The following is a 15,339-nucleotide window of genomic DNA, read 5'->3' on the forward strand; positions in this document are numbered from 1 at the left end:
CAGGCGGCCGTGCGCTCAACAGCGCTGCACGTCCTGCACCACCTGCAGCCTGCGCACGCCGCGGATCACCTCGGCCAGGTGGCGGCTGTCGGTGACGTCGATGCCGAAACGCAGCACCGCGATGTTGCTGTCGCGCTCCAGGTACTCGACGCGGTCGATGTTGGATTCCGCGTTGGCGATCGCCGCCGCCACCTGCGCCAGCACGCCGGGGCGGTTTTCCACTTCGATGCGGATCGCCACGCTGAAATCGCCGGCCACTTCGCGGTCCCAGCCGATCGCCACCCAGCGCTCCGGCGACTTGCGGAATTCGGCCACGTTCGGGCATTCCATCCGGTGCACCACGATGCCCTTGCCGGCGCTGTGGTAACCCATGATCTCGTCGCGCGGAATCGGCAGGCAGCACTGCGCGAAGCTGATCACGCCGCGCTCCGACCCGGTGATCAGGATGCGCTCCTGCAGCACTCCCGCCGTTGCCGACGCTTCCGCGCCTGGCGACTGGCTGGACTGCTGCGCCAGCAGCAAGGCCACCTGCGACGGCATGCGGTTGCCCAACGCGATATCGGCCAGCATCGCCTCCAGCCGCGAATAGCGGTTGTCCGCCAGATACGACTCCAGCCGCGCCATCGGGATGCGGTCCAGCGCGGTGCCCTGCGCGCCCAGCGCACGATCCAGCATGTAATGGCCAAGCTGCACCGCGTCTTCGTGTTCGAGCTGCTTGAGCTGCTGGCGGATCGCGGTGCGCGCCTTGCTGGTGGCGACGAATTCCAGCCACTGCGTGGTCGGCACCGCGGACTTGGCGGTAATGATCTCCACCGACTGCCCGCTGGCCAGCTTGGTGCGCAGCGGTGCAAGCCGCTTGTCCACGCGCGCGGTGACCGCGTGATTGCCGACATCGGTATGCACCGCGTAGGCGAAATCCAGCGCGGTGGAATTGCGCGGCAGCGACAGGATGTCGCCCTTCGGCGTGAACAGGTAGACCTCGTCCGGGAACAGGTCGACCTTGACGTTCTCCAGGAACTCCAGCGACGAGCCGGTGGCGCGCTGGCTCTCCACCAGGTTGGCGATCCACGCCGCTGCCCGGCCCTGCGCGCTGTTGCCGCCGCCCTCCGCGCCGATCTTGTAGGCCCAGTGCGCGGCCACGCCGCGCTCGGCGATCAGGTTCATCTCGCGGGTGCGGATCTGCACCTCGATCGGTGAGCCGTACGGCCCGAACAGCACCGTGTGCAGCGACTGGTAGCCGTTCGCCTTGGGGATCGCGATGAAATCCCGGAAGCGCCCATCCAGCGGCTTGTACACCGCATGCACCACGCCCAGCGCGTGATAGCAGTCCGGCACGCTGTTCACCACCACGCGAAAGCCGAACACATCCATCACCTGGTCGAAGCTGCGGCCTTCGGAACGCATCTTGGTATAGACGCTCCACGGCGTCTTGATCCGCCCCACCAGCTGATGATCGAGTTTTTCCAACGCCAGCCGCTGCGCCAGCAAAGCCTCGATCTGCGTCAGCGTCTCGCGCCGCGCCAGCGGCTGGCTGCGGATGCGCCTGGCGATCACCGCGTGCCGCCACGGATGCAACGCGCGGAACCCCAGGTCCTGCAGTTCGGCCTTGATCAGGTTCATGCCCAGCCGCTGCGCGATGGGCGCGAAGATCTCCAGCGTTTCGACGGCGATGCGCCGCCGCGCCTCGTGCGTCTGCGCGCCCAGCGTGCGCATGTTGTGCAGGCGATCGGCCAGCTTGATCAGGATCACCCGCAAGTCGCGCGACATGGCCAACAGCATCTTGCGGAAGCTTTCGGCGGCGGCCTCCTGGCGGTCGGCGAAGCGCAGCTTGTCCAGCTTGGTGACGCCATCGACCAGCTCGGCGACGGTTTCGCCAAACTGCGCGGTGATGTCGGCGCGGGTCAGCGGCGTGTCTTCGATGGTGTCGTGCAGGATCGCCGCCACCAGCGTTTCGACGTCCAGGCCCTGCTCGGCCAGCACCTGCGCCACCGCCACCGGATGGGTGATGTAGGGCTCGCCCGACTTGCGCATCTGCCCGGCGTGCGCCGCCGCACCCACCGCCCATGCGCGCCGCAGCAGGGCGCGCTGCGCCTCACCCAGATACGCAGCCGCCTGCTCCAGCGCCTGCACATAGTCCGGCACCGCAGCCGCATCGGGCGCGGCGGGCGGCAGGGCAAGCGCGGGATCGCCGGGAGTCATGCGTCGAGACTAACCGCGCAACGCGATGCCGGCAAACGGAAATTTCAAACGAAATCGCGGGCAAAACCAAAACAGAAACGGCCCCGCAGGGCCGTTTCGTGGACGCAACCTCGAAGCTGCGATCAGTCGTCGCCCTTCATGTCGTCGTCGGCGGCCACGACCTCGGCGGCAGCCCATTCCAGCGCCTCGCGCTCCTTGCGCTCGCGCTCGGCCTTTTCAACCGAATCGATGAAGTCGGTATTGATGACCCGCGCGGCGATCTCGCGCAGCGCCAACACGGTGGGCTTGTCGTTGGACTCGCTGTTGTCCAGCTTCGGCTCCACGCCGCCAGCCAGCTGGCGCGCACGCTTGGCGGCCATCATCACGAGTTCGAAGCGGTTATCGACCACCTGCAGGCAGTCTTCAACGGTAATCCGGGCCATGGCTATCCTGCGGCGTTTGGGCCGCTGCGGGTTCTAGAGAGTCGGCCATTCTATGCGCGGATGCCGCCCACCGCAAGCCTGCGCCTTTCAAATCAGAAACTTAGGCGCACGCAGACCTGCTTACGGACCCACCAGCAGGCCTTCGATCAAGCGCGCATGCCGCGCCACCTGCGCGTCCTTGCGCAGGCGGCTGGCGGTGAAGATGCTGCACATTTCGGCCACCGCGGTGTCAAACACCTCGTTGACGATCACGTAGTCGAATTCGCTGTAATGGCTCATCTCCTCGCGCGCCGCGGCCAGCCGGCGCTGGATCACCTCCTCGGTGTCCTGCCCGCGCTTGCGCATGCGCTCTTCCAGCGCGGACCGGGACGGCGGCAGGATGAACACGCTGACCGAGTCGGGCACCTTGGCGCGCACCTGCCGCGCGCCCTGCCAGTCGATCTCCAGCAGCACGTCATGACCGGCAGCCAGCTGCGGGTCCACCGACTGCCGCGCCGTGCCCTTCCAGTCGCCGTGAACCCGCGCGCACTCGAAGAAGTCGCCCGCATCGATCATCCGCTGGAACTCATCGACGCTGACGAAGTTGTAATGCTCGGCATGCCGCTCGCCCGGTCGCGGTGCGCGCGAGGTGAACGAGATCGACAGCCGGATGTTCGGATCATGCGCCAGCACGGCGTTGACGATGCTGGACTTTCCAGCCCCGGAGGGCGCCGCGACGATATAGAGGGTTCCGCGCATGGGCTTGGGGTCACTCGATGTTCTGGATCTGCTCGCGGATCTGGTCGATCAGCACTTTCAGCTCGACGGCGGCATTGCTGGTGCGCGCATCCACCGATTTGCTGCCCAGCGTGTTCGCTTCACGGTTGAATTCCTGCAGCAGGAAGTCGAGGCGGCGACCGACCGGCTCCTTGCCGCCCCTGAGGATGCGCCGCAGCTCCGACAGATGGCTGTCGAGGCGGTCCAGCTCTTCATCGACATCGAGCTTCTGCAACCAGATCACCAACTCCTGTTCCAGCCGCCCCGGCTCCAGCGCCGAGCCCAGATCCGCCAGCCGCGCGTCCAGCTTCTGGCGCTGGCCGGCACGGATGTGCGGCACCAGCGTGCGCACCTCGGCGGCGATCTTCGCCACTGCATCGGCGCGCTCGCCGATGACCGCAGCAAGCTTGCCTCCCTCGCGCTCGCGGGCCGCCACGAAGTCGTCCAGCACCGCGTCCAGCAGGGCCATCGCTTCGCGTTGCAGCAACTCGCCATCGATGCCTCGCGATTGCAGCACGCCCGGGAACTGCAGCAGTTCGGTGAACTGCACCTGCAACTGCGGGAAGCGCGTGTCCAGTTGCCGGGCCAGCTCGCCCAGCCGCTCCAACAGCGCCTCGTCCAGCTGCAGTGACTCGCCGCTGCTGGCCGCACGCAGGCGAATCACCAAGTCCAGCTTGCCGCGTGAAACGCGCGATGCCACGCGCTCGCGCAATTGCGACTCCAGCGCGCGCAGTTCTTCGGGAAGACGCAGGCTCAATTCCAGGAAACGGTGATTCACCGCGCGCAACTCGCCGGAGAGAGACCCCCATTCGGTGGCCCGCTCGCTGGCGGCAAAGGCAGTCATGCTGCGAATCATTCGGAATCCAGGCCCATCGAAAAGCGAATGGTAATCTAGCACCCCGCAAATTCCCGGCCTGTTTCGATGCCCGTCGCCCGCCCCAGTGGCCGCAATCCCGATCAGCTGCGCACCGTTTCGATCACCCGCGGCTTCACCCGCCACGCCGAAGGCTCGGTGCTGGTGAGTTTCGGCGACACCCGCGTACTGTGCACCGCCAGCGTGGAAAACAAGGTGCCGGCCTTCATGCGCGGCAAGGGCGAAGGCTGGATCACCGCCGAATACGGCATGCTGCCGCGCGCCACCCACACCCGCAGCGACCGCGAGGCCGCGCGCGGCAAGCAGGGTGGACGCACGCTGGAAATCCAGCGCCTGATCGGCCGCTCGCTGCGCGCCTGCGTGGACCGCAGCCTGCTGGGCGAACGCACCATCACCCTCGACTGCGACGTCCTGCAAGCCGACGGCGGCACCCGCACCGCCGCCATCACCGGCGCCTATGTCGCGCTGGCGGATGCCGTGCAGGGGCTGATCGACAGCCGCGCGATCAAGCTGCCGCCGAGCGGGCGTTCGCCCATCGTCGGCGCCGTGGCGGCGGTTTCCGTGGGCATCTACCAGGGCGTGCCGGTGCTCGATCTCGACTATGCCGAAGACAGCGCCTGCGACACCGACATGAACGTGGTGATGAACGACGGTGGCGGCTTCATCGAGCTGCAGGGCACCGCCGAGGGCCACGCCTTCCGCCGCGACGAACTCGATGCGCTGCTGGCGCTCGCGGAGTCCGGCTGTCGCGAACTGTTCGCGGCGCAGCAGGCGGCGCTGGCACAGCCGTGAATCTGGTACTGGCCAGCAGCAACGCCGGCAAGTTGAGCGAGCTGCGCGAACTGCTGGGCGACGGTTTCACCCTGCACGCGCAGTCCGAATTCGGCGTGGGCGACGCCGAGGAAACCGGCCTGTCGTTCGTCGAGAACGCCATCCTCAAGGCGCGCCACGCCGCACGCGCAACGGGCCTGCCTGCCTTGGGCGACGACTCCGGGCTGTGCGTGGATGCGCTGAATGGCGCGCCGGGGCTGTATTCCGCCCGCCATGCCGGGCGCCACGGCGACAGCGAAGCCAACATCGACAAACTGCTGCGCGAACTCGACGGCATACCTGACGCAGAGCGCAACGCGCGCTTCGTCTGCGTGCTGGCCCTGCTGCGGCACGCCGACGACCCCATGCCGCTGGTCGCCGAGGGCGTCTGGTGCGGCCGCATCCTGCGCGCGCGCCAAGGCGGCAACGGCTTCGGCTACGACCCGGTGTTCTACTCGCCCACCCATGCCTGCGGCGCTGCGGAGCTGCCGGCCCACATCAAGAACCGCGACAGCCATCGCGGCATCGCATTGGCGAAGCTGCAGGAGCGGTTGCGGAATCCGTGATGCCCGCCTCCGCGGGAATGACGAGAAAACGAGCACCCATGCTGACCACGCCGCCGCTTTCGCTCTACGTCCACCTGCCCTGGTGCGTGCGCAAATGCCCGTACTGCGATTTCAATTCGCACGCGCAGCGCGGCGCACTGCCCATCGATGCGTATGTGGACGCATTGATCGCCGACCTCGACTTCGACCTGCCGCTGGCGTGGGGCCGCATCGTGCACAGCGTGTTCTTCGGCGGCGGCACGCCGTCGCTGTTTCCGCCCGAGGCGATCGACCGCTTCCTGCAGCAGGCCAGCGCGCGGCTGCGCTTCGCGCCCGATGCCGAAATCACCCTGGAAACCAACCCGGGCACGGTGGAACACGGCCCGTTCCCCGGTTACCGCGCGGCCGGCGTCAATCGCCTGAGCCTCGGCGTGCAGAGTTTCGACGACGGCTGCCTGCAGCGGCTCGGGCGAATCCACTCCAGCGGCGACGCCGAACGTGCGGTCAAGGCCGCGCAGGATGCCGGCTTCGACAATCTCAACCTCGACCTGATGTATGCGCTGCCGCAGCAGACGCTGGCGATGGCGCTGCACGACGTGGATCGTGCCATCGCCCTGCAGCCAACCCACGTCAGCCACTACCAGCTCACGCTCGAGCCCAACACGGCGTTCGCCGTGCGCAAGCCCGCGGGCATCCCCGACGAGGACAGCGCCTGGGACATGCAGGAGGCCTGCCAGGCGCGGCTGGCCGAGACCGGCTTCGCCCAATACGAGACCAGCGCCTACGCACGCGACGGCCGGCAGTGCGCGCACAACCTCAACTACTGGCGGTTCGGCGACTACCTTGGCATCGGCGCGGGCGCGCACGGCAAGCTGACCCTGGGCGCCACCCGGCAGGTGCTGCGCCGCTGGAAGCTCAAGCATCCCACCGACTACCTGGCCAAGGCCGGCACCCATGCGGCGATCGGCGGCGATGACTACCTGACCGAGCAGCGCCTGCCGTTCGACTTCATGCTGAACGCGCTGCGCCTGAACGAAGGCGTGCCGCTGTCGATGTTCGAAGCACGCACCGGCCTGCCCCGCGCGGCCATTGCGGAGCGGCTGGCACACGCGCACCAGCGCGGCTGGCTGGAGCCGGATGCCGACTGGCTGCGCCCGACCGAACTGGGCCGGCGCTTTGCCAACGACGTGATCAGCCTGTTCCTGGACTGACCCCCGCCGCCCAATGGATTGAGGCGGCGACCCATCGCGCATACCATGCAGGACATTGCTGTTGTGCAGGGGGCGTTCCACCCGTGGCTTCATCCACAAACTCAGCCTCTCCAGCTGCGGCCACCTTGGCCAACACAACCCTGCCCCGCCGTGCGCGCCAGGCCCTTGAACGGGTGCTGGTGGATGTCCGCGCGGAAATGGGCCAGCAATTGCCGCAGCTCCTCCAGGAGTCCGAACTGGCGCTGGCGCGCGCGGCGCCCAGCAGCGACTCCAAACTGGAGTCGGCGCGATTGACGTCCATTCGCAATCTGGGCCGGGGCGTGCAGGCGTTCTCTCGCCGCTATCTGGCATCGATTGAAACCTCGCTGGCCAACCTGCAGGCGACGCGGTCCGCGCAAGGCAAGCCGACCGACCACCCGGTGCTGGAACTGCAACTACTCGAAGATGAGGTCGTCAGCGACGAAACCACGCTGGTGAACATGGCCAGCCGGATGGAATCGCGCAACAGCCTGGCGCTGCAGCTTCTGGGTCAACGCTTTGGCGTGCTGGCCGGCGCCCCGGCCTTCGATGGCGAGTCCCTGCCTCTGGGCCCGTATGCCTTGTGCAATGCGCTGGCCGATGCCGCCGACAAACTCGAGCTGTCGCGTTACGCGCGGTTGTTGCTGTTCCAGCAATTCGAAAAGGCGATGGCGGAGTTCTACCCGCCGATGCTGGACGCGCTCAATGCCCGCCTGGCGCAGGACGGCATCCTGCCGTATCTGAGCTTCGTTCCGGTGCGGGTGCGCCCGGGCTCGGCGGCGCCCGCTGCGGCAGCGGCGGCGGCAGCGGCAGCCGCTGCGGCTGAGGATCGTGGCCACGCCGGCGAACACGCTGGCGGGCACGGCGGCGACAGCGCGCCGCATCAGGATGCCGGCCATGCGGGATCTGCCGCGCAATCCCCGTCGTCCTCGGCAGCAGCGGAGGCCGCCAACCCCGGTTTTGCCGCGCTGCAGGACCTGTTGCACCGGCGACGCGCGCTGATCAACAAGCTGCGCCCCGGCGTGCAGGACGAGCGCGCGCGCGCGCAACTGCCCCACGGCGAAGTGCTGGGCGCGCTGCAGCACATGCGCAACACCGCCACCAAGGCCGACTCGCCAGTCGATTTCCGGCAGATCCTGCTGGCCCAGGCGCGCCAGCTGCACGGCCACGGCGTGTCCCTGGCGGAAGCCGACAACGACAGCTTCGAATTGCTCAACCTGTTCATGAACCAGCTGCAGCGCGAGCTGCGCAAGTCCAGCCCCGGCGAAACGCTGGTGGATCGCTTGCGCCTGCCGCTGGTGCAGCTGGCGATGCGCGACCAGAGCTTCTTCACCAACGCCGAACACCCCGGGCGCCAACTGCTGGACGCGGTGTCGCTGGCTGGCGCGCGCTGGCTGGCGGACGATGACCTTGATAGCCAATGGCTCGGCCTGCTGCAGCGCGCGGTTGCATCCGTGCAGCATGACAGCGATGCCGGGCTGGACACGTTCACCGACGCCAACCAAACCCTGCAGGCGGGCCTGCAGGCACTGGCGCGCAAGGCGGAAATGGCCGAGCGCCGGCAGGTGGACGCGGCGCGCGGCCGCGAGAAGCTGGAAGTCGCGCGGCGGCGCGCGCAAACCGAGATCGCGCGGCTGACCGAAGGCCGCAACCTGCCCGAATTCCAGACCGCCCTGCTGGAACAGGCCTGGGTGGATGTGCTGTCGTTGGCGCACCTGCGCAACGGCGAGCATTCCGATGCCTGGCTGCAGCTGCTGGACGTGACCACCCGCATCATCGACACCTGCACCGCGGAATCGGCGCCACCGCTGGGCCCCACCGAGCTCGAATGCATGCGCGCTGCGCTGGAGCAGGTGGGTTACCACAGCGAGAACGTGGAGGCGATCGTGCACCGGCTGGCTGCGGGCGGCGACGCTGCCGACGAACCCGCCACCGACCCGGATCTGCTGCTGCAGCTGGGCACCCAGGTTCGGCTGGGGGAAGGCCATGCCCCCGCCAGCAAGGCCGACGCGCCGCTCCTGTCGACCGATGAACAGTCCGCGATGGAGCTGCTGCGCACCCTGCGCGAGCCGGCATGGGTTGAAATCGAAAATGACCAGGGACAGGCGCAGCGCTATCGGCTGGCCTGGGTCAGTGCCCACACCGGCCAGATCCTGGTGGTGAATCGGCGGGGCCAGCGAACCAGTCATGACGAGCTGGAAACGCTGGCACGCAAGCTGGCCGAGGGCCAGATGCGCCTGCTGGTGGGCGACACGCCGCCTGCCGAAGCGGCATGGGATGCGACGATCACCAGTCTGCTGAGAACCGCCGGCGAACCCGATGCACTGCCTGACGGAGGCAACCATGGGCATTGAATCCCGCCGCCAGCCACGCCGTGCGGTGCCCGGCATGGTGACGGTCTTCGACACCATCAGTGAAGAAACCGTGGGCCATCTGGGCAATCTTTCGGTGGGCGGCATGCTGCTGGTTGCCAGTCGCAGTCTGCCTGACGATGCGCTGTTCCAGTTCCGCTTCAACCTGCCCGACGACATCGGCGCCGCGCAGCCGCTGGAAGTCGGCGCGCATGTCCTGTGGCAAGCGCGAGCTGGCGCACCGGGGCAGTCGTGGATCGGCATGCGCTTCCTCGGCCTGTCGCCGGACGCGTTGCGCAGGCTGCGCAACTGGGCGGAGCTGGCGCCTGCGCACCCCTGATTCAGGCACAGGTGGCGCTGCGGCAAACGGACGGATGCGCGACAATCGCGGCGTCTCCCCTGTCGCGCTGTCGCCATGTCCACGACCTCCCTCGCCGCTCTTTTTCCGCACCACCTCGGCCAATTGCAGTCGCACGCCGCCGAGGCGCTGCGCCGTGGCGGCTTCGATTGCCTGCTGATCGCCAGCGGCACGCTGCACTACCAGGCCTTCGACGACCGCGACTATCCGTATGCGGTGAACCCGCAGTTCAAGGCCTGGTTGCCGCTCACCCAGGCTCCCGGCAGCTGGCTGATCGTCACTCCAGGCCAGCGCCCGACACTGCTGTTCCTGCAACCACACGACTACTGGCACGTGGTGCCGGCTGCACCCAGCGGCTACTGGGTCGAGCACTTCGACATCCACATCATCCGCACGCCGGACGACGCGCTGCAGCACCTGCCTGGCGATCTCTCCCGCTGCGCAATCCTGGGCGAGGCGCAGAGTGCGATCGGCGACTGCATCCCCAACAACCCGCCGCCGGTACTCGCCTACCTGGATTACCAACGCGCGTTCAAGACGCCCTATGAAGTCGAGATGATGCGGCAGGCCAACCGCATCGGCGCACGCGCACACCGCGCCGCCGAGCGCGCCTTTCGCGCGGGTTCCAGCGAGTTCGGCATCCATCTGGCGTATTGCCAGGCCGCCGGGCAGGATGCCAACGACCTGCCCTACGGCAACATCATCGCGCTCAACGAACACGGCGCCGTGCTGCACTACACCCAGCGAGACCGCCTGCCGCCCGCGCCGGTGCGCAGTTTCTTGATCGACGCCGGCGCCAGCTTCGGCGGCTATGCCAGCGACATCACGCGCACGTATTCGGCCAACGACGACGACTTCGCGGCGATGATCCGCGCCGTGGATGCCGCGCAGCTGGCGCTGTGCGACATGGTGCGTGCCGGCACCGATTACGCCCGCATCCACATGCAGGCGCATTTGCTGCTGGCCGGCGTGCTGCGCGATTCCGGCGTGCTCAAGGTCGCACCCGAGGACGCGCTGGCAAGTGGCGTGTCCAGCGCGTTCTTCCCGCACGGCATCGGCCACGGCATCGGCTTGCAGGTGCACGACGTCGCGGGCTTTGCCGCCTCCGATGCAGGCGGCCACATCGCAAAGCCGGACGGCCACCCCTTCCTGCGCCTGACCCGCACGCTGCAACCGGGCATGGTGGTGACCATCGAACCGGGCATCTATTTCATCGACATGCTGCTGGACGAGCTGAAGGCCAAGGGCCTGGGCGATGCCGTGGACTGGTCGCGGGTGGAGGCCTTCAAGCCCTGTGGCGGCATTCGCATCGAGGACGACGTGGTCTGCACCGACGGCGAGCCGATCAACCTCACGCGCGAAGCGTTCGCGGCGGTCTAGCGGAATTGCTGCATCGCCTGGCCGGCATGGCGGGGAAGGTGATCGAGCGCGCCATGGAGGGCGCGCGGCCGCGAATCGTAGCCGGACGCGAAGCCTGAGCGGCGAGCGCGTTCCCCCGCCATGCCGGCCGGGCGGCGCGATCACCCCGCCATCAGTGCTTCCACCTCGTCCGCGCTGCGTTCCAGCGCGCCAGTCAGCACGCGGTGGCCATCGCGGGTGATCAGCACATCGTCTTCGATGCGGATGCCGATGCCGCGCCATTTCGCCGGCACCGCGGGATCATCCGCGGGAATGTAGAGCCCGGGCTCGATGGTGAACACCATGCCCGGCTCCAGCAGCCGGGAAGCGCCATCGATCCGGTATTCGCCAACGTCGTGCACGTCCAGCCCCAGCCAATGCCCGGTCTTGTGTCGGTAAAACCGCTTGTAATCGCCGTCCGCAAGCACGCGCTCCAGCGTCCCCTTGAGCAACCCGAGCGACAGCAGGCCCTCCGACAGCGTGCGCACCGCAGCATCGTGCCCCGCCTCGTAAGCCGTATTGGGCCTGGCTTGCGCCAGCGCCGCCGCCTGCGCGGCGCACACCAGGTCATGCAGCGCCCGCTGCGCCTTGCTGAACCGGCCATTGACCGGGAAGCTGCGGGTGATGTCGGCGGCATAGCCGCGGTATTCGGCGCCGGCGTCGATCAACACCAGGTCGCCTGCGCGGGACTTTGCGTTGTTGGCGCCGTAATGCAGCACGCAGGCATTGGCGCCCGCACCCACGATGCTGGCATAGGCGGGCTGCGCATCGTGCCTGCGAAACACGCGCTCGATTTCTGCCTGCAGCTCGTATTCGTGGATGCCCGCGCGGGCCGCGCGCATCGCGGCACGATGGGCCTCGATGCTGATGTCGGCGGCTTTTTGCAGCAGCTGGATTTCGTCCGCCGACTTGAACAGGCGCATTTCATCCAGCAAGTGCCCCAGCTCGAGGAACTCCTGCGGCGGCTGCGCACCCTGCCTTGCCTGCGCGCGCACGCGGTTGATCCAGCCGATCAGCTTGAGATCGAACTCGGCGTCGCGGCCAAGCGGGTAATGCACGCGACGGCGGTTTTCCAGCAGGCCGGGCAGGATGTCGTCGATGTCGGAAATCGGGTAGGCATCATCCACGCCCAGCGTGTCGATCACGCCTTCCGGCCCCAGCCTCGGCCCGTCCCAGCCTTCGCGCCCGGGATCGCGTTCGCGACAGAACAGGATGGTTTCGCCATGCTTGCGGCCCGGCACCAGCACCAGCACCGCGTCGGGCTCGGCAAAGCCGGTCAGATACCAGAAGTCGGAATCCTGCCGATACGGGTAGTGGGTGTCGCGGCTGCGGATGCGCTCCGGCGCGGCTGGCAGAATCAGGATCGCGCCATCGCCCGCCGTCGCCATCAACTGCTGGCGGCGGCGAGCCAACACGGTGCGCCAATGGGTCGTCAACGGCCGCATGGTCGATCAGTGCAGGCTTTGGCGGTGCTGCGCTCCCAATACGCAGTCCGCATGCAACAGCAATACCGCCATGCGCAGGTATTCCTCGATCTCGGCCAGCGCATCCTCGTCGCTGGCGTCATCGGCCTCGTCTATTTGTGCCGCACCCAGATTGGCGAGGTCGCGCAGCGCTTCCTGCCCATCCTCGGTCAGGGATTTTCCGCCTACCGCCAAACCGAACCCGCCCAGGAAGGACCTGCACCACGCGAACAGCGCGTCAGCCCGCTTGATGGCGCGCTCGCCATCCGGCAACAACAGCTGGAAGCCGAACGACGGGTCGCCCAACTGCGACACGCTGGCCGCACGCAGGCGATCCAGCACGTCTCCGGCAACCGGCGTTGGCAGCGCGGGGTCGGCCATGACCAGCGCCAGCCATCCCGCGGCATCGCCACCACCGGCGGCCAACCAGCCGCACAGCGCGCCGTGCAGCTCCGCAGGACTGCTGGCAAGGTGCAGGCGGTCGGCGGCCTGCTCCACCTCGGCCCAGTCCGGCAACTCGATTTCGCTCACGCGCTCAACCTCTGCGGGGGAGTGACGAGTGTAGCAACCACGGCTTGCCGCTTGTTGTCGGCAAGGGCACGCGCCTAAACTCGGCGGATGGGCATGCGCGGCATTCCGGCAAAACGAGTCGTGTCATGCAGTGCGCTGCTGGCGCCGCTGCCTGCCATCGCGGCGGACGTGGATCTTCCGGCCGACCATTTGCTGGTGCTGCTGCTGGCATCGCTGGTGCTGGCCCTGGCCGCGCTGGCAATTGCCGGCCATCGCCGCCGCGAACGCGAGCAACTGGAGCACCTGCGCAAGCTGCGCGAGCGCGAACAACGCCTGCGGCTGTCGTTATGGGCCTCGAACGAACTGTACTGGCAGTACGACCTGCGCACGCGGGAGCTGGAAAAAACCCGGGTGGCGCCCGACCAGGCCAACGACCTGGCCGTGCACATCGCCCTGGACAAGAATCCGCAGATCCACCCGGAGGACCTGCCGCTGGTGTTGCAGCGGCTGCGCGAATACCTGCGCGGGCTGACGCCCATCTTCATGTCCGAGCAGCGGATCCTGGGCGAGGACGCACACTGGCAATGGGTCCGGATCCGCGGCCGGGCAATCGAACGCGACGGGGCCGGGCGCGTGATTCGCCTCGCCGGCACGGCGCGCAACGTCGATACGCTTCACCAGTTGGAGAGCCAGCGCAAGATCGCCACCGAGGTGATGCGCAGCATGGCCGAGTCGGTGGCCGTGCTTGACGCCGATTTCCGCTTCGTGGCCGTCAATCCCGCGTTCAGCCGCATGACCGGTTACGCGGAGGCCGACGTCCTGGGCAAGGACTCCTCCCTGTTGAACGGCAGCCGGCACGACCCCGCGTTCTACGAGCAAGCACGCAACGCCATCAGCATCAACGACGGCTGGGCCGGCGAGATGTGGCAGCAGTGCAGGGACGGGCGCGAATTCCTCTGCGCCATGCAGTGCAACGCCATCCTCGAACCCGGCAGCAACCGCAGGCTGTACGTGCTGGTGGCCAACGACATCACCGAACGCCGTCGGATCGAACAGGAACTGCGCTACCTGGCCAACTACGACACGTTGACCAACCTGCCCAACCGCACGCTGTTGGCCGAGCGCCTGGCACACGCCATCGTGCATGCCCGCAGGCACGGCTCCTGCCTGGCCCTGCTGTTCCTCGACCTCGACAATTTCAAGAACATCAATGACTCGCTGGGCCATGCCACCGGCGACCGCGTCCTGCGCGCGGTGGCGCGCCGCCTGCAGGAGGTGCTGGGCGCAGGGCGAACGGTGGCGCGGGTCAGCGGCGACGAGTTCGTCGCCATCCTGGAGAATCTGGCCGACGCAGGCGAGGCGGAACGCGCCGCCCTGCGGATCATCGAGGCCTTCGACATCCCGCTGCGTCTCGATGAGCGCTACGAATTCACCATTTCGCCCTCGATCGGCATCAGCCTGTTCCCCGAGCACGCACAGGTGCCAACCGACATGCTCAAGCACGCCGATACCGCCATGTATCAGGCCAAAAGCAGCGGCAAGCGCGGCTTCGTGCGTTACGCGCACAGCATGGACGACGACATCCGCCGCCGCGCCAATCTGATTGCCGCACTGCGCAAGGCGGTGGAGCGGGACGAACTGTCGCTGGTGTACCAGCCGCAGCTGGTCCTGCAGGAGCGCCGGGTTGGCGCGGCCGAAGCCTTGTTGCGCTGGAACAGCCCCGAGTTCGGCGTCGTCACGCCCAGCGAGTTCATCCCGCTGGCCGAGGAAAGCGGAATGATCCTGCCGATCGGCGAATGGGTGCTGCAGCAGGCATGCCGCACGCTGGCCGGCTGGCATCAGGCTGGCGCGGATCCTCGACTGAAGGTGTCGGTGAATGTCTCCGCGCTGCAACTGTTGCGCAGCGATCTGGTGGCCACGGTGTCCGCGGCGCTGGAACACAGCGGGCTGCCGGCCGCCGCGCTGGAACTGGAGCTGACCGAAAGCGTGCTGATGGCCAATGCCGAGGTCGTGCGCGAACGCCTGCTCGCCTTCCGCCGGCTGGGCATCGCGATCGCCGTGGACGACTTCGGCACCGGCTATTCCTCGCTTGCCTACCTGCACCGCCTGCCGATCAATACGCTGAAGATCGACAAGGCGTTCATCGACGGTTTGGCCATGCCCGACGACCACGAGGACGCCACGATCACCACCACCGTCATCGCCATGGCCCGCACGCTTGGCCTGCAGGTCGTGGCCGAGGGCGTGGAAACCGCGGAGCAGCTCGCTTTCCTGGAACACAACGCGTGCAGCATCGTGCAGGGCTACTGGATCTCGCGGCCACTGGAGGCCGGCGCCTGCCTGCGTTTCATCCTCGCCGCGCAGGCGCGCCAGCACGCACCGCAGGTGCTTCTTGACCCCGGCACGGCGCCTGCCTAAGGTGGC

The 15,339-nt window shown here is 67.7% G+C and carries 13 protein-coding genes; 7 read left to right on the plus strand and 6 right to left on the minus strand.

What is annotated here, in order from left to right; translation table 11 throughout:
- Positions 1 to 15: 15 nt before the first annotated feature.
- The 4 genes from LIW09_RS10780 to LIW09_RS10795 all read right to left on the minus strand — a co-directional run bounded on the left by LIW09_RS10780 (position 16) and on the right by LIW09_RS10795 (position 4,233).
- Positions 16 to 2,199, minus strand: coding sequence for a RelA/SpoT family protein (locus tag LIW09_RS10780; protein ID WP_256645622.1), 2,184 nt, complete (start codon positions 2,197 to 2,199; stop codon positions 16 to 18).
- Between the two features lie 122 nt (positions 2,200 to 2,321).
- The gene (rpoZ, locus tag LIW09_RS10785; protein ID WP_256645623.1) at positions 2,322 to 2,621 is read right to left on the minus strand and encodes a DNA-directed RNA polymerase subunit omega; all 300 of its coding nucleotides are present in this window, start codon (positions 2,619 to 2,621) and stop codon (positions 2,322 to 2,324) included.
- A gap of 120 nt (positions 2,622 to 2,741) precedes the next feature.
- On the minus strand, positions 2,742 to 3,359 hold the full coding sequence (gmk, locus tag LIW09_RS10790; RefSeq protein WP_256645624.1) for a guanylate kinase: 618 nt from the start codon (positions 3,357 to 3,359) through the stop codon (positions 2,742 to 2,744).
- Between the two features lie 10 nt (positions 3,360 to 3,369).
- The gene (locus tag LIW09_RS10795; protein WP_256645625.1) at positions 3,370 to 4,233 is read right to left on the minus strand and encodes a YicC/YloC family endoribonuclease; all 864 of its coding nucleotides are present in this window, start codon (positions 4,231 to 4,233) and stop codon (positions 3,370 to 3,372) included.
- 66 nt (positions 4,234 to 4,299) lie between these two features.
- Here LIW09_RS10795 and rph point away from each other — a divergent pair, with 66 nt between their 5' ends.
- The 6 genes from rph (at position 4,300) to pepQ (ending at position 10,924) form a co-directional block, all read left to right on the plus strand.
- Positions 4,300 to 5,043: a ribonuclease PH gene (gene rph, locus LIW09_RS10800; protein WP_256645626.1), complete on the plus strand. Its 744-nt coding sequence runs from the start codon at positions 4,300 to 4,302 to the stop codon at positions 5,041 to 5,043.
- Entirely contained in the window at positions 5,040 to 5,627 is a 588-nt protein-coding gene (rdgB, locus tag LIW09_RS10805) for an RdgB/HAM1 family non-canonical purine NTP pyrophosphatase (RefSeq protein ID WP_256645627.1), read from the plus strand. The genes rph and rdgB overlap by 4 nt, the downstream gene beginning before the upstream one ends.
- Positions 5,628 to 5,644: 17 nt before the next feature.
- Positions 5,645 to 6,817, plus strand: coding sequence for a radical SAM family heme chaperone HemW (gene hemW, locus LIW09_RS10810; protein WP_425507885.1), 1,173 nt, complete (start codon positions 5,645 to 5,647; stop codon positions 6,815 to 6,817).
- A gap of 125 nt (positions 6,818 to 6,942) precedes the next feature.
- Positions 6,943 to 9,189, plus strand: a complete 2,247-nt coding sequence (locus LIW09_RS10815; protein WP_256645629.1) for a DUF1631 family protein — start codon at positions 6,943 to 6,945, stop codon at positions 9,187 to 9,189.
- Positions 9,179 to 9,526: a PilZ domain-containing protein gene (locus tag LIW09_RS10820; protein ID WP_256645630.1), complete on the plus strand. Its 348-nt coding sequence runs from the start codon at positions 9,179 to 9,181 to the stop codon at positions 9,524 to 9,526. The genes LIW09_RS10815 and LIW09_RS10820 overlap by 11 nt, the downstream gene beginning before the upstream one ends.
- Positions 9,527 to 9,601: 75 nt before the next feature.
- The gene (gene pepQ, locus LIW09_RS10825; protein ID WP_256645631.1) at positions 9,602 to 10,924 is read left to right on the plus strand and encodes a Xaa-Pro dipeptidase; all 1,323 of its coding nucleotides are present in this window, start codon (positions 9,602 to 9,604) and stop codon (positions 10,922 to 10,924) included.
- 140 nt (positions 10,925 to 11,064) lie between these two features.
- Here pepQ and LIW09_RS10830 read toward each other — a convergent pair whose 3' ends face one another.
- Positions 11,065 to 12,387: an aminopeptidase P N-terminal domain-containing protein gene (locus LIW09_RS10830; protein WP_256645632.1), complete on the minus strand. Its 1,323-nt coding sequence runs from the start codon at positions 12,385 to 12,387 to the stop codon at positions 11,065 to 11,067.
- A gap of 6 nt (positions 12,388 to 12,393) precedes the next feature.
- Positions 12,394 to 12,927: a UPF0149 family protein gene (locus LIW09_RS10835; protein ID WP_256647225.1), complete on the minus strand. Its 534-nt coding sequence runs from the start codon at positions 12,925 to 12,927 to the stop codon at positions 12,394 to 12,396.
- A 102-nt stretch (positions 12,928 to 13,029) separates the two neighbouring features.
- Here LIW09_RS10835 and LIW09_RS10840 point away from each other — a divergent pair, with 102 nt between their 5' ends.
- A complete protein-coding gene (locus LIW09_RS10840; RefSeq protein ID WP_256645633.1) occupies positions 13,030 to 15,333 on the plus strand; it encodes a putative bifunctional diguanylate cyclase/phosphodiesterase in 2,304 nt (767 codons plus the stop codon).
- Positions 15,334 to 15,339 lie beyond the last annotated feature (6 nt).

It is taken from the genome of Thermomonas paludicola, from assembly GCF_024498955.1.
Classification (GTDB): Bacteria; Pseudomonadota; Gammaproteobacteria; order Xanthomonadales; family Xanthomonadaceae; genus Thermomonas; species Thermomonas paludicola.

Bases quoted from the DNA above. Each gene is read 5' to 3' on its own strand.
- LIW09_RS10840 (WP_256645633.1), top strand. From the start codon at position 13,030: ATGCGCGGCATTCCGGCAAAACGAGTCGTGTCATGCAGTGCGCTGCTG.
- LIW09_RS10820 (WP_256645630.1), top strand. From the start codon at position 9,179: ATGGGCATTGAATCCCGCCGCCAGCCACGCCGTGCGGTGCCCGGCATG.
- rph (WP_256645626.1), top strand. From the start codon at position 4,300: ATGCCCGTCGCCCGCCCCAGTGGCCGCAATCCCGATCAGCTGCGCACC.
- rpoZ (WP_256645623.1), bottom strand. From the start codon at position 2,621: ATGGCCCGGATTACCGTTGAAGACTGCCTGCAGGTGGTCGATAACCGC.
- hemW (WP_425507885.1), top strand. From the start codon at position 5,645: ATGACGAGAAAACGAGCACCCATGCTGACCACGCCGCCGCTTTCGCTC.
- LIW09_RS10780 (WP_256645622.1), bottom strand. From the start codon at position 2,199: ATGACTCCCGGCGATCCCGCGCTTGCCCTGCCGCCCGCCGCGCCCGAT.
- LIW09_RS10830 (WP_256645632.1), bottom strand. From the start codon at position 12,387: ATGCGGCCGTTGACGACCCATTGGCGCACCGTGTTGGCTCGCCGCCGC.
- pepQ (WP_256645631.1), top strand. From the start codon at position 9,602: ATGTCCACGACCTCCCTCGCCGCTCTTTTTCCGCACCACCTCGGCCAA.
- gmk (WP_256645624.1), bottom strand. From the start codon at position 3,359: ATGCGCGGAACCCTCTATATCGTCGCGGCGCCCTCCGGGGCTGGAAAG.
- LIW09_RS10795 (WP_256645625.1), bottom strand. From the start codon at position 4,233: ATGATTCGCAGCATGACTGCCTTTGCCGCCAGCGAGCGGGCCACCGAA.